The 12,476-nt window shown below is 71.7% G+C and carries 13 protein-coding genes and 1 pseudogene; 6 read left to right on the plus strand and 8 right to left on the minus strand.

The window, feature by feature from the left end:
* Positions 1 to 52: 52 nt before the first annotated feature.
* On the minus strand, positions 53 to 742 hold the full coding sequence (locus ACIBSV_RS31875; protein WP_395869170.1) for a hypothetical protein: 690 nt from the start codon (positions 740 to 742) through the stop codon (positions 53 to 55).
* Between the two features lie 51 nt (positions 743 to 793).
* Positions 794 to 1,396, minus strand: coding sequence for a TetR/AcrR family transcriptional regulator (locus ACIBSV_RS31880; protein WP_395869172.1), 603 nt, complete (start codon positions 1,394 to 1,396; stop codon positions 794 to 796).
* A 135-nt stretch (positions 1,397 to 1,531) separates the two neighbouring features.
* On the opposite strand from ACIBSV_RS31880, the gene ACIBSV_RS31885 reads away from it, so the two are divergent.
* Positions 1,532 to 1,843 carry a 4a-hydroxytetrahydrobiopterin dehydratase gene (locus ACIBSV_RS31885; RefSeq protein ID WP_395869174.1) on the plus strand — a complete coding sequence of 104 codons (312 nt, stop codon included), beginning with the start codon at positions 1,532 to 1,534 and terminating at the stop codon, positions 1,841 to 1,843.
* A gap of 148 nt (positions 1,844 to 1,991) precedes the next feature.
* Positions 1,992 to 2,534 (plus strand): hypothetical protein, encoded by a 543-nt coding sequence (locus ACIBSV_RS31890; protein WP_395869176.1) that lies wholly within the window; start codon positions 1,992 to 1,994, stop codon positions 2,532 to 2,534.
* 75 nt (positions 2,535 to 2,609) lie between these two features.
* On the opposite strand, the gene ACIBSV_RS31895 is transcribed toward ACIBSV_RS31890, so the two are convergent.
* The 3 genes and pseudogenes from ACIBSV_RS31895 to ACIBSV_RS31905 form a co-directional block, all read right to left on the minus strand.
* Positions 2,610 to 3,644, minus strand: coding sequence for an agmatine/peptidylarginine deiminase (locus ACIBSV_RS31895; protein ID WP_395869177.1), 1,035 nt, complete (start codon positions 3,642 to 3,644; stop codon positions 2,610 to 2,612).
* A 157-nt stretch (positions 3,645 to 3,801) separates the two neighbouring features.
* Positions 3,802 to 4,014 (minus strand): annotated as a pseudogene (locus ACIBSV_RS31900) (urease subunit gamma); the annotation flags it as partial.
* 125 nt (positions 4,015 to 4,139) lie between these two features.
* Positions 4,140 to 4,757 carry a TetR/AcrR family transcriptional regulator C-terminal domain-containing protein gene (locus ACIBSV_RS31905; protein ID WP_395869179.1) on the minus strand — a complete coding sequence of 206 codons (618 nt, stop codon included), beginning with the start codon at positions 4,755 to 4,757 and terminating at the stop codon, positions 4,140 to 4,142.
* A 215-nt stretch (positions 4,758 to 4,972) separates the two neighbouring features.
* Between ACIBSV_RS31905 and ACIBSV_RS31910 the strand changes: the two genes are divergently transcribed.
* Positions 4,973 to 6,475, plus strand: a complete 1,503-nt coding sequence (locus ACIBSV_RS31910) for an APC family permease (protein ID WP_395869181.1) — start codon at positions 4,973 to 4,975, stop codon at positions 6,473 to 6,475.
* Positions 6,472 to 8,064: an amidohydrolase gene (locus ACIBSV_RS31915; RefSeq protein WP_395869183.1), complete on the plus strand. Its 1,593-nt coding sequence runs from the start codon at positions 6,472 to 6,474 to the stop codon at positions 8,062 to 8,064. Before ACIBSV_RS31910 ends, ACIBSV_RS31915 begins: the two co-directional genes overlap by 4 nt.
* 299 nt (positions 8,065 to 8,363) lie before the next feature.
* Here ACIBSV_RS31915 and ACIBSV_RS31920 read toward each other — a convergent pair whose 3' ends face one another.
* On the minus strand, positions 8,364 to 9,023 hold the full coding sequence (locus ACIBSV_RS31920; protein ID WP_395869185.1) for an HAD family hydrolase: 660 nt from the start codon (positions 9,021 to 9,023) through the stop codon (positions 8,364 to 8,366).
* Positions 9,024 to 9,097: 74 nt separating this feature from the next.
* Positions 9,098 to 9,598 (minus strand): VOC family protein, encoded by a 501-nt coding sequence (locus ACIBSV_RS31925; protein WP_395869187.1) that lies wholly within the window; start codon positions 9,596 to 9,598, stop codon positions 9,098 to 9,100.
* A gap of 146 nt (positions 9,599 to 9,744) precedes the next feature.
* On the opposite strand from ACIBSV_RS31925, the gene ACIBSV_RS31930 reads away from it, so the two are divergent.
* Entirely contained in the window at positions 9,745 to 10,737 is a 993-nt protein-coding gene (locus tag ACIBSV_RS31930; RefSeq protein ID WP_395869189.1) for a helix-turn-helix transcriptional regulator, read from the plus strand.
* 54 nt (positions 10,738 to 10,791) lie between these two features.
* Here ACIBSV_RS31930 and ACIBSV_RS31935 read toward each other — a convergent pair whose 3' ends face one another.
* On the minus strand, positions 10,792 to 11,301 hold the full coding sequence (locus tag ACIBSV_RS31935; RefSeq protein WP_395869191.1) for an inorganic diphosphatase: 510 nt from the start codon (positions 11,299 to 11,301) through the stop codon (positions 10,792 to 10,794).
* 246 nt (positions 11,302 to 11,547) lie between these two features.
* Between ACIBSV_RS31935 and ACIBSV_RS31940 the strand changes: the two genes are divergently transcribed.
* Positions 11,548 to 12,330: an enoyl-CoA hydratase/isomerase family protein gene (locus tag ACIBSV_RS31940; protein ID WP_395869193.1), complete on the plus strand. Its 783-nt coding sequence runs from the start codon at positions 11,548 to 11,550 to the stop codon at positions 12,328 to 12,330.
* Positions 12,331 to 12,476: the final 146 nt, after the last annotated feature.

The following is a 12,476-nucleotide window of genomic DNA, read 5'->3' on the forward strand; positions in this document are numbered from 1 at the left end:
GCTCGGTGGTCCACGAACGCGGACGGACGGGCCGCCGCCCACCCGCGCGGGATCACGGGCAGTGCTCGCCGTACTTGACCACGCCCACGTCCACCGAGTCCGAGACGGGTGCTCCCTGGGCCGGCCGCTGGGTGCACACCAGCCAGTGCGTCTCGATCAGCACCAGCCGACTCCCGCCCAGGTCCCGCGCCTTGACGTGCGTGTCACCGCGCAGGGCCCGGCGCACGACGGTGAGGCTGCGGCCGTTCAGGTCGGGCATCCGGCCGTCGACCACCTCGGGTTCGGCGGTCGGCGCGGTAGCGGCCGGGCACTTCTCGTCGTGTCGGACCACGTCCAGGTCGACCCGGAGTCCGGTGGCCAGCGGCCCCGGCCCGGGACTTTGGTCGCACACCTTCCAGTTGCTGAAGACGAACTGCCGGCGCCCGCGACCGCCCGCGTCGTGCGAGGCGACGAACCGGTAGCCGGCCCGCCGGGCGCCGTCCCACGCCTGTTGGAAGTCGGCGCCGACCAGGTCGGGCAGCACATGTTTGGGCACCGACGACGGCTTCGCCGGCAGAGTCGTCGACCGGGCCGGCGCCGACTCGGCGGGCGCCGCCGCCGTGGCCGCGACACGCGCGCCCTCGGCCGGCGTCGAACCGGTGCGCTCCGCACGGTCCCGATGAACCAGCCCGACGATCACCAGCACCGCGACGACCGCACAGATCACCCCGAGCCGCTGCCTCGGGTTGCGCCACCACGTCATCCCCCCACGATGCGGCCGAACGCGGCGAAATGGGAGCGATTCGCCCGCCGATCACCTGTTCGTGTGGTCTACACCCGATTCCGGAAACGCCTCACGGACCGCGAACTCGGTCGCCTGACGCACTATCTCGGCCCGCGAGGGGCCGGGCGCGCCGATCACGATCCGGGTGGCCAGCCCGTCCAGCAGCGCGTGCAGGCGCAGCACGTACCCGTCCGGGTCCGGGTGCGGCCCGATCATCGCGCGCAGGTCCGCCATCCACGGCCCCTCGATCTCCGTGCTCGCGGCCAGCACCTCCGGGTCGCCGAGCGAGCGCGTCCACACCTCCAGCCACAACGTCCAGCGCGAGTCGGCGCGCTCGTCGGGCAGGTAGAGGTCGATGTAGCCGGCGAGCCGTTCGGCGACGGAGAGGTCGGGCGCCGTCAGCAGCGCCCGCCGGCGCTCCGCGAAGCCCAGCTCGCTCCAGCGCAGCGTCTCCACGAGCAGTTGTTCCTTGGACCCGAAGTAGTACGCGACGTGGCCGCCGCTGATTCCGATCCGCTTGCCCAGGCCCGCCATGGTCAGTGCGGCCAGGCCGTGCTCGGCGATCGCGTCCATCGCGGCCTGGAGCACCACCTCCCTGGGCTGTTCCAGCCGCTTGCGCCGTGTCCCCGCCATGCTCAGCACCCCTGGTTCGTTCGATGGCGGACCTCGCCTGCCGCCATGTTAGAACGTCGTTCAATACCGCGTCCGGCGAACCGGCGCCGCCATACTGGCGGAAGGCAGCGCCCACCCCGACGAGAGGACCCAACCGTGGCACCCCAGCCGCTCACCGACGCCGAACTGACCAAGGCCCTCGCCGATCTCCCGGGCTGGCGGGTCGTGGACGGCGAGTTGACCGCGACCTACACGTGCGCCCGCGCGGACGTGCCCGCCTTCTACGCGACCGTCGCCGCCTCCGAGGACCAGGCGAACCACCACGCCCGGATCACCATTCTGTACGGCACCCTGTCCTTCGCCTTGACCACCCACGACGCGGGCGACCGGATCACCGCCCTCGACGTCGAGTTCGCCACCCGCGTGGCATCCTTCGCCGCCGCCCACGGGGCCGCCCTCAAGGACTGAGCGGGCGCGGGCGCCGTGCAGCGGGGCCCGCGGACGGCGGGCTTGGCGCGGGGCCGAGGGCCGCGACCGGGCGGTGGGCCACGCAGGCTTCACGCGGCGCTTTCCGGCCGTTCATCAAGACGACCGGAGCGGCGCCTAGCCTCCGAGCATGAGCACCGACGCATCGGCGTCCCATCCCGTCTCGACCACCGTTCGCGGTTGGCTCCTCCCGTTCGCCGGCGCCGGATCGGCCGGGTGGCTGATCGGGACGTACGCGATCCGCGCCGCCGCGCAGGGTTCGTGCGACGACTTCGGGCGACGCGGCTGCACGGGTGACGACTTCGGCCCATCGCTGGTCGGCCTGGCCGGTCTGGTGCTGCTGCTCGTCCTGATAGCCGGCGCGGTCGCGGCCACGGCCGGACGCCGCGGGATACCCGCGTTCGCCGGCTCCCTGGTGTTCGCGGGCACGATCGCGGTACTGGCCGCGCTCGTCGAACCGACGTCCGACGCCGGTTGGTACGTGCCGACCGCGACCGCCGCCGCCCTCGCCGTCCTGCTGCTCGCCCTCGCCGCGTTCGGCGCGGGCGAGCGGGGCACGGCACCGGCTCCCGCGTCGAACGCCGCCGGGCCGGCGGGGTCGGCCGAGCCGCTCACCGGCGCCGAGCCGCCCGGCCCCGGATCCCACGGCACCGCGTCGACCGAGCACCGCTGACCACGCACAGGCTTTACGACACCACCACCCGGGGGCGAAGGCGGCGGGGCGACGACGTCGCCCCGCCGCCTTCGCTCACACCTTCGGCTGCTGCTGCGTGATGCAGTGGATGCCGCCGCCATTGGCGAAGATGTCGCGGGCGTCGACCGGTTCGATGGTGCGGCCGGGGAAGAGCTTGCCGAAGGTCGCGGCGTTCTCCTCGTCGCGCGGGTCGTCGAAGGCGCACAGGACCACCGCGCCGTTGGCGACGTAGTGGTTGATGTAGCTGAAGTCGACCCAGTCGTCGTGCGCTTCGAGCACGGTCGGCGCCGGGATCTCGACCACTTCGAGCGGACGGCCGTGCGCGTCGGTGGAGGCGCGCAGCAGCGCCACGTTCTCCTTGCCGACCTCGTGGTCCGGGTGCGCCGGGTCGGGCTGCACATGCGCGAGGACCAGGCCCGGGCGGGCGAACGACGCGACGATGTCGATGTGCCCCCGGGTGCCGTACAGCCCGTAGTCGCGGGTCAGACCGCGCGGCAGCCAGATCACCTTGCGCACGCCGAGGAACGCCTTCAGTTCGTCCTCGACCTGCTCCTTGGTCCACCCGGGGTTGCGGCCCTCGTCGAGTTGCACGGTCTCGGTGATCAACACCGTGCCCTCGCCGTCGACATGGATGCCGCCCCCCTCGTTGACCATCCGCGACGCGTAGCGCCGGGCGCCGGACGCCTCGATCACGTGCTCGGCGATGTCCCGGTCATGCTCCCACGAGGCCCACTCCTGCGCCCCCCAACCGTTGAACACCCAGTCGGCGGCGGCAAGTTCGCCCTGCGGCCCGGTCAGGAAGGTGGGGCCGATGTCGCGCATCCACGCGTCGTCCAGCGGCCGCTCCAGCACGGTCAACGGCCGATGCACGTACCGCGCGACGGTGTCCGACTCGCCCAGATCGGTGATCAGCGTCACCGGCTCGTAGCGGGAGATCGTCTCGGCCACCCGGCCCCACGCGGTCCGCGCCGTGTGCAGGTCCTCCTCGCCGAAGGTCTCGTTACGGCTGGGCCAGGCCATCCAGGTGCGCTCGTGCGGCACCCATTCGGCGGGCATCGAGAAGCCGTCTGCGGCCGGGGTGTTGGTCATCGGGAAATCCTTCGGGAAATCGGGTCCCACCATGGATCCACGAACGGATCCGCGGCGGGGCCGCGGGAACAACGGATCATCGTCGCCGGGCCGATACCGCGCGTGCCGCGCACGGCCGCTCGGCGGCGCCGGGTCGGCATCGGGTCGCCGCCCGGTCCGGCAACACGCCGGTCACGCCGAGGACCGAGTGCCCGGCCTCGATCGCGGCGGCCGACCGGGCACCATCCCGGGCCGCCTCGCACACGGTCTCCGCGATCGGCGCGGCGGCCTCGGGCACGTTAGGCCGCAGCTCCCGGGCCCGCCGCGCCCGAGCCGGCCCGGCGGCCGTGAAGATCGGCAACCGGTCCCGCTCGGTGGGCGTCCTCCGCATGCGTTCCTCCGTATTGAATGGCGTTCAAATCGCATTGAACGCCATTCAATACCGACTGTCAACGCCCCGGCGGGTGTCGGGCGACCCGTTCCCACGCCGGGCCCGCAGCCCTCGGCGCGGCTCGCTCAGCGGGCCAGGCGCGCCGCCAGACCGTCCAGGAGCAGCCGCAGCCCGGTCTCGAATCCGCGCTCGTCGAGCGTCTTCGGATCGCTCGCGGCCAGCGAATCGGCGAGCGAGGGATACTCGGCCCGGTAGTCCTCGACCGGCCGGACGAAGCCCTCGACGTAGGTCTCGATCACCGACCCGACCACGAGGTAGTCCAGCGCCGCGGACACCTCGGCCGCCTCGGCCGGGCCCAGACCGATCCGGACCAGGGTGCGGGCGGTGGCGTCGTACGCGGCCAGCGCCTGCTCGGTGGACACCGGCCGGCGGGCGATCACCGGCAGCGCCTCGGGATGGCGCAGGTAGGCCGCCCGGTAGCCTCGGGCGAACGCGGTGATGCCGACCCTCCAGTCGGGATCCTCCAGCGGCGCGCGGTCGATCTCCCGGGTTATCACCACGGTGATCGCGTCGAGGAGCTCCTCCTTGGACGCCACGTGGTTGTACAGCGAGGGCCCCTGGACGTCCAGCCGGGTGGCCAGGGCCCGCATGGTCAGCGCGCCCATTCCCTTCTCGTCCACCAAGTCGACCGCGGCCCTGGCGATCAGTTCGCGATCGAGTTTGGGGCGGCTGGGTCGACCCATCGTGCGTTCACCTCGTGCCGTTCGCGAGCACCGCCGTCGGTCACTCTGCGTTGCCAACCTAGCTCGAAGTCACCTCTTCCCCTACACCCGGTCGAAGGTTAGGGTCCTCAAACTAACTAAGTAAGTTTTAACGTCCCCGTTGCGAGGTCCCGATGAACCACGGCACTTCTCGCCCACCGACGCCCGCCGTGTCGGTGTCGCCCACATCGACCCCGGTGGTCGACCACGACGCCGAACAACTCGGCGCATTGGGCTACGAACAGGAGCTCAAGCGCAGTCTCGGCGTGCTGGGCAACCTCGCCATCGGCTTCGCCACCGTCTCCCCCGTCGTGGGCCTGTACGCCGTCGCGCAGGTGGGCACCACCATCGCGGGCCCCGCATGGGTGTGGGTGCTGCCGATCTGCCTGCTCGGCCAGGCGCTGCTGATGTGTGTGTACTCCGAGCTGGCCTCGCAGTATCCGATCGCGGGCGGCGCCTACCAGTGGGCCCGTCGCCTGGTCGGTCCCACGTACGCGTGGCTCGCGGGCTGGGTGGGCATGTGCGCGGTCGTGTTCGCCAACACCACGATCGTCTATCTGGGCGCGCCGTGGTTCTTCGCGCTCTTCGACGCCCATCCCACGCCGGGCCGAATCGTCGTGGTGGCCGCGATCTTCCTGCTGTGTTGTACCGCGATCAACGCCTTCGGCATCGATGTGCTGCGCTGGGTGCTCGCGGCCGGCATCGCGGCGGAGGCGCTCGCCTCGCTCGGGGTGGGTCTGGCCCTGCTGCTGCTCTTCCGGGAGAACGGCTTCGGCATCCTCACCGACACGATGGGCGCCGAGGCGCTCTCGGGCGGCTCGACCTTCTCCGCGATGCTCGCCGCGCTCGCGGTCGGCGGCTGGGCGTTCTTCGGCTTCGACGCGTGCGTGTCCTCCTCCGAGGAGACCAAGGACGCCGCCCGGCACGTGCCGAAGGCGATCTGGTGGACCCTGATCAGCGTCGGCGGCCTGGTCGTGCTGAACGCCGTCGCCGCCGAACTGGCCCACCCCGACCCCGCGAAGGTGGTCGCGGGAGAGGACCTGGACCCGGTCACCACCGCCGTGGTGAACTCGTTCGGCTCCTGGTCGGCCAAGCCGTTCGTGGTCGTGGTGATCATCGCGTTCATCGCGTGCGCGCTCGCTTCCCAGGCCGCCGCCGCACGCTCGGTCTACTCGGTCTCCCGGGACGGTGTGTTGCCCGGATCCCGGGCGCTGCGCGTGGTGAGCAAGCGGCAGGCGCCCATCGGCGCGCTGGTGATCACCGCCGCGATCAGTTGCCTGGCGCTGCTGCTGGCGCTGAACAGCGCCGCGATCGGCAGCCTGATCACCTTCGGCAGCGCAGCGATGTACCTCCAGTTCCTGTTGATCGCGTTGGCCGCGCTGATCGCCCGGCTGCGCGGGTCCTGGACGCCCGGCGGCCTGGTCCGGTTCGGCCGCTGGGGCACCCCGCTGAACGTGCTCGCGGTCGCCTGGCTGGCCTTCGAGTTCGTCAACATCGCGTGGCCGCGCGAGATCCTCGCCCCGCCCGGCGCACCGGCCTACCAGGTCTGGGCCGCCGTGCTCGGCATCGTCGTCGTGGTCGGCACCGGAGTGGTGTACCTGCTGGTCGCCCGCCCGCAGGACAAGGTGCGGGTGAGCGAGAGCTTCGCCGACCGCGGCGCCGACGAACCGACCCCGATTCCGCAGAGGAGCACCGTATGACCGCCGCGGACCTGGTGATCCTGGACGCACGCGTGCTGACCATGGATCCCACCGCACCCACCACCGACGCGCTCGCCGCGCGGGACGGGCGGATCGTCGCCCTGGGCGCCGACGCGCGCGCGCTGATCGGACCGCGCACCGACGTGATCCACGCGCCCGGGAACACCGTCACCCCCGGGCTGACGGACTGTCATCAACACCCGGTGCTGGGTGCGGACACCACCCGCGGCGCGAACCTGGTCGGCGCGCTCACCCTGGAGGAGACCCGGCGCCGACTCACCGAACAGGCCGCGCTGTGCGGACCGGACGACTGGGTGATCGGTTTCGGCGGCGAGTACGCGGCGTTCGCCGGCCGCGCCATCCACCGCGACCTGATCGACGACGCCGTGGGCGGTCGACCGGCGTTCGTGTGGATGTCGGACAGCCACACCGCGCTGCTGAGCACGGCCGCGCTGCGGATCGCCGGACTGACCGGCCCCCGCGAGTTCGCCGACCGCAGCGAGATCGTCTGCGACGAGCGCGGCCCCACCGGCGAGTTGCACGAGATGACCGCGTGCTTCCTGGGCTACCAGGCGGTACCGCCCATGCCGCGCACCGAACTCCTGACGCGGGTACAGAAGTTGTTCGCCGAGCAGAACCGACACGGGGTCACCGGCGTGCATGTCCTGGACGACGGGCCACGCACCGCCGACACCCTGGCCGGGCTGAACGACGAACAACGGCTGACCATGCGCGTGCGATTGGCGCCGTGGTGCCCACCCGGCGATGTGGACAACCTCACCGACCGGATCGGCGAACTGCGCTCCCTGGACGGCCTGGTGCGCCTCGCCGCGGTCAAGTTCTTCGCCGACGGCGCGATCGACGGCGGCGGCGCGTGGCTGCACGAGCCGGACTGCTGCGGCCAGTCGCACAGATCGCAGTGGAAGGACTTCGACCGGTACGCCGACGCGGTCGAGATCGCCGCCCGCGCCGGGCTGCCCGCCTGGACGCACGCGATCGGCGACCGCGCGGTGTCCCGGGCGCTGGACGTGTACGCCGAGCACGGCGCGCCGTTCGGCACCCGACACCGGATCGAGCACGCCGAGGTGCTGAGCGACGCCGACGTGCCGCGCTTCGCCGCGCTCGACGTGGTCGCCTCGATGCAGCCGACGCACATGGACTGGTCACTGCCGGACGGATCGGACAACTGGTCGCGCCGGGTGGGCCCGGAACGGGCCGAACGGGCTTGGCGCTACGCCGACATCCTGGCCGCCGGTGGCCATGTCGCGCTCGGCTCGGACTGGCCGGTCGCCGCGTTCGACCCCAGGCGCACGCTGGGCGGCGCGCAATTGCGCCGTCCGACGGGCGAGCCCGACCGCGCGGCGTACGGAGCCTCGGTCGGCATCTCGGCCCGGCAGGCCCTGGCCGGCTACACGACCGAGGCGGCCTACGCGGCGGGCGAGGAAGCGGTGGCCGGTCGGATCGCGGTGGGCTGCCACGCCGAGCTGACCATGTTCGGCGGCGACCCGCTCACCTGTGCCCCGGACGATCTGCCGGAGTTGCCGGTGACCGCGACGGTGGTCGCGGGACGGGTCGTGCATCGGCTCTAGGCCCTGCCCGGCGGATCTTGGTGGATCGGGCCGCGTCGTGAGCGCAGCGAGGAGCCCGAAGGGCGGATGCCGTGCATCGGCGTGCCGGAGAAGCAGCCGCATAGGGGTTCCATTCGGCTGCTTCTCCGGCGCGGCGAGGCCCGGTGCCAGGGTCCGGCGGACCCACCAGGATCCGCCGGACAGGACCTGGGCCCCTCCGGCGGACAGGGGCCGGCCGTATTGCCCACGGCGATCGCCGCCGCGACCGGCTGCCCGACATCGGGCCGGGTCGCGGCGGCTCGGCGCCGCGTGCGCCGTGCTCAGTCCCCGACCGCCCGCAACATGTCCGGGAGCGCGCGCATGTCGTCGAAGAGCACCGCGCCCGAGTCCGCCAGTCGATCCGCCCGGGTCAACCCGCCGACATAGCCGAATGCCCGCATCCCGGCCGCGCGGGCCGCCCGTACGCCGTAGGCGCTGTCCTCGATCACCACGCACCGGGCCGGATCCGCACCCATCTCCCGGGCCGCGTGCAGGAACAGGTCGGGCGCGGGCTTGCCCTCGGCGACGTCGTCCGCGCTGAACACCCGCCCCTCGAAGTGGCCGTGCAGCCCGACCAGCTTCAGGTTCCGCTCGACGCCGCCGCGCGGGCCGTTCGAGGCCACGCAACGTGGTTCCGGTATCTGCTCCAGTGCCGTGAAGATGCCGTCCACGGCGGTCAGTTCGGCGTCGAAGGCGGCCCGGTACAGGTGCCGGAACTCCTGGTGCCAGTTCGGGTCGAGGCGCCGGCCGAGGCGCTCCTCGACCAGTTCCGTGTGCCGCTCGCGCGAGCACCCCACGAAGTGCTCGACGATCTCCTCCTCGGTGAACGCGCAGCCCAGCGCGCCCAGCACCCGGGCGTCCACCCGAACCGCGATGCGTTCGCTGTCCACGAGCACGCCGTCACAATCGAAGATCACCAGATCGAACCCGGTCTGTGTCATACCGGGCAGCCTACGAAAGACCGATGCGGGCGGGCGGCGGCGGCGGACGGGATCACTCGGCGACTACGCGGTGACTACGCGCTCGGCTTCGCCTCGGGGAAGAATTCCGCGCCCTGGACGTAGGCCATCGCGGCGACGAACTCCGGGTCCACGAGCCGCCGTTCGATCTCCTCGGGGGTGACGTCCTCGATCCGGGCCTGAATCCACCACAGGTTGCCGAACGGGTCGCGGACCCGCCCGACCCGGTCGCCGAAGAACAGGTGCGTCACGTCCGTGACCGACGTGCCGCCGGCCGCCACCGCGCGACGGTGCACCTCGTCGGCGTCCTCGACGTAGAGTCGCAGGAACGAGGGCGGCGCGGGAGTCGCGGGATCGATGTCGAACATCATCACGATCGCGTCGCCGATCTTGATCTCAACGTGGCCGATCCGGCCGTCCGCGCCGACGAACCGGGAGCCCGGCACTTCCTCGGCACCGAACGCGACACTCAGGTAGTCGATCAACGCGGCCGTGTCGTGCGACAGGATCCACGGGGTGACGGTGGTGTAGCCGTCGGGAACGGTCTTGACGGTCATCGCGATGCCTCCGAAAGACGAGCGGGTGCGGGGGACCCCGGGGCGGGGAGCCGGGCGGCGCCGTGTGGTGCGCGCCGTCCTGCTGTCTTCGACGCTATTCGGCATATAGGTCGGATCCTGTCCTGAAGGGCCGGCATTCTCGAACCATGACCGCCGCCACCCCGGCCCGCCTGCTCGGGCTGCTGTCCCTGCTCCAGACGCCGCGCGAGTGGCCCGGGAGCGAACTGTCCACCCGCCTCGGGGTGAGTCCGCGCACCATCCGGCGCGATATCGAGCGCCTGCGCGAGCTGGGCTATCCCGTCGAGGCCACCCGGGGCACGGACGGCGGCTATCGGCTGGTCGCGGGCACCGCGATGCCGCCGCTGCTGCTCGACGACGAGGAGGCGGTGGCGATCGCGGTCGGCCTGCGCACGGCGGCCGGGAGCGCGGTGGCCGGGATCGAGGAGGCGTGCGTTCGGGCGCTGGCCAAGCTCGAACAGGTGTTGCCGTCCCGGCTGCGCGGGCGGGTGCGGGCGGTGTCCGGCGCCACCGTGCCGCTGGCGATGCCGGGGCCGACGGTGGACCCCGAGACGCTCGCCGTGCTCGCGGGCACCATCGCGCGGCACGAGAAGGTGCGCTTTCGCTACCGCGCGGCCGACGGCCGGGAGAGCGCGCGGCTGATCGAGCCGAACGCGCTGGTGCCGGCCGGGCGCCGCTGGTACCTCGTCGGTTACGACGCCGACCGCGCCGACTGGCGCACGTTCCGGGTGGACCGGGTGCGTGAGCCGCGTCCCACCGGTGCCCGGTGTCCGGAGCGCGCCCTGCCCGATCCGGACGCCGCCGCCTACGTGGCACGCACCCTGCACACCTCGGAGCCGGTCCACCGAGCCGACGTCACGCTGTACGCGCCGGTCGATCAGGTCACCGTGCGACTCGGCGACACCCTGACCGGCACCACCGAGGACGGCACCCCACGCCTGCGTCCGCTCGACGCCGACAGGTGCCGATTGACCGGCTACGTCGACACGCTCGACTGGCTCGCGTTCCGACTCTCCATGCTCGGCTGTGAGTTCGAGGTGCACGACCCGCCCGAGTTGCGCGAGCACCTGCGCGCGTTGGGCGGGAGGGTCACCCGCGCGGCGGGCGACCCTCCCGAGTGAACCCACCCGACGACCCTCCCGGGTGAACCCACCCGAAACCATCCGCCCGGATGCTCACCGACCCTCGAACGGCCAATCCCCGCTGTCCAGTTCGCGGCGCTGGTAGGCCGCCACGATCTCCTTCTCGGCCGCGTCCCGCCCCTCCCAGTGCGAGCCCTCCACCGATTTGCCGCGTTCCAGGTCCTTGTAGACCTCGAAGAAGTGGGCGATCTCGTTGAGCTGGAACGGTGGAACGTCGCCGATGTCCTGTATCGGGTGTCTGCGCGGGTCCCGAGCGGGCACGCACAGCACCTTCTCGTCCGGGCCCTTCTCGTCGGTCATCACGAACATGCCGATCGCGCGACAGCGGATCAGGCAACCGGGAAAGGTCGGCTCGTCCAGCAACACGAGCACATCGAGCGGGCCGCCGTCGCCGCCCAGCGTGCGATGCACGAATCCGTAGTCGGCGGGATAGGCGGTGGACGTGAACAACATGCGGTCGAGCCTGATGCGTCCCGTGCGGCGGTCCATCTCGTACTTGTTCCGACTGCCCGCGGGAATCTCCACGACGACGTCGAACTCCACGACGGCTCCTTAACGGCCTATGGATCAAGACCCGATATGCGCGGCATTCCGTATTCCTGACGTACCGTCGAGGACTTTCCCACGTCACCGGGCCGTTACGCACGTGAAGCACGGGACAACCGGGCCATCGGCATCCCTCGACCACCCGATCGCCCCGACCCTTGACTCGGTCAACTAAGTAAGGTTTCCTGTCCATCGACCCACCGCATTCCCGCCCCGCCTCCGCACACCCCATCAGGAGCAGCCGTGATCCGGATCGAGGACGCCGACCGCGTCAGGACCATCACCCTCGACCGCCCCGAAGCGCTCAACGCGTTCAACGAGGCGCTGTACGACGCGACCGCCGAGGCGCTGATCGACGCGGCGGCCGATCCCACCGTCGCCGTGGTGGTGCTGACCGGTGCCGGGCGGGCCTTCTCGGCGGGCACCGACCTGATCGAGATGGCGCAGCACAACAGCGGCACCAAGGTCAGGGGCAAGCACGGATTCGGCGGCATGGTCGATCGGCTCCAGGCGTTCCCCAAGCCGTTGCTGATCGCCGTCAACGGCCTCGGGCTGGGCATCGGGGCGACCGTCCTGGGCTTCGCCGACCTCGCGTTCATGGCCGACACCGCGCGGTTGAAGTGCCCGTTCACCTCGCTCGCGGTGGCTCCCGAGGCGGCGAGCAGTGTGACCTTCCCGGAGCTGCTCGGTCGGCAGAACGCAATGTGGGCACTGCTGAGCAGCGAGTGGCTGAGCGCCGCGGAGTGTCTGGAGATGGGCCTGGTGTTCAAGGTCTGCCCGGCCGACGAGCTGCTCGACGTGACAATGCGGCACGCGCGGATCCTGGCCGCCAAGTCGATTTCCTCGCTGATCGAGTGCAAGCGGGTGGTGCTCGCGGGGCTCGGCGACCGGATCGTCGATGCCCGCCGACGCGAGGACGCGGCGTTCGGGCGGCTGCTCGGCAAGCCCGCCAACATCGAGGCGCTGACCGCCTTCGCCGAGCGGCGCGAACCCGACTTCGCGGCGATCGACGCGCGCGAGGGCTGAGCACGCGACGCGGTGCCCGGCTCGGGCCCGGGCCGGGAGAGCCCGGGTGAAGCCGGGTCACCCGCCGTCCACCCGGGCTCGAACATCCCTGGGTTGTCCCGGTTTGCCGGACGCCTCCGGAACTGCGGAATACTGTCTGCTCCGCA

It is taken from the genome of Embleya sp. NPDC050154, from assembly GCF_044460165.1.
Taxonomy (GTDB): Bacteria; Actinomycetota; Actinomycetes; order Streptomycetales; family Streptomycetaceae; genus Embleya.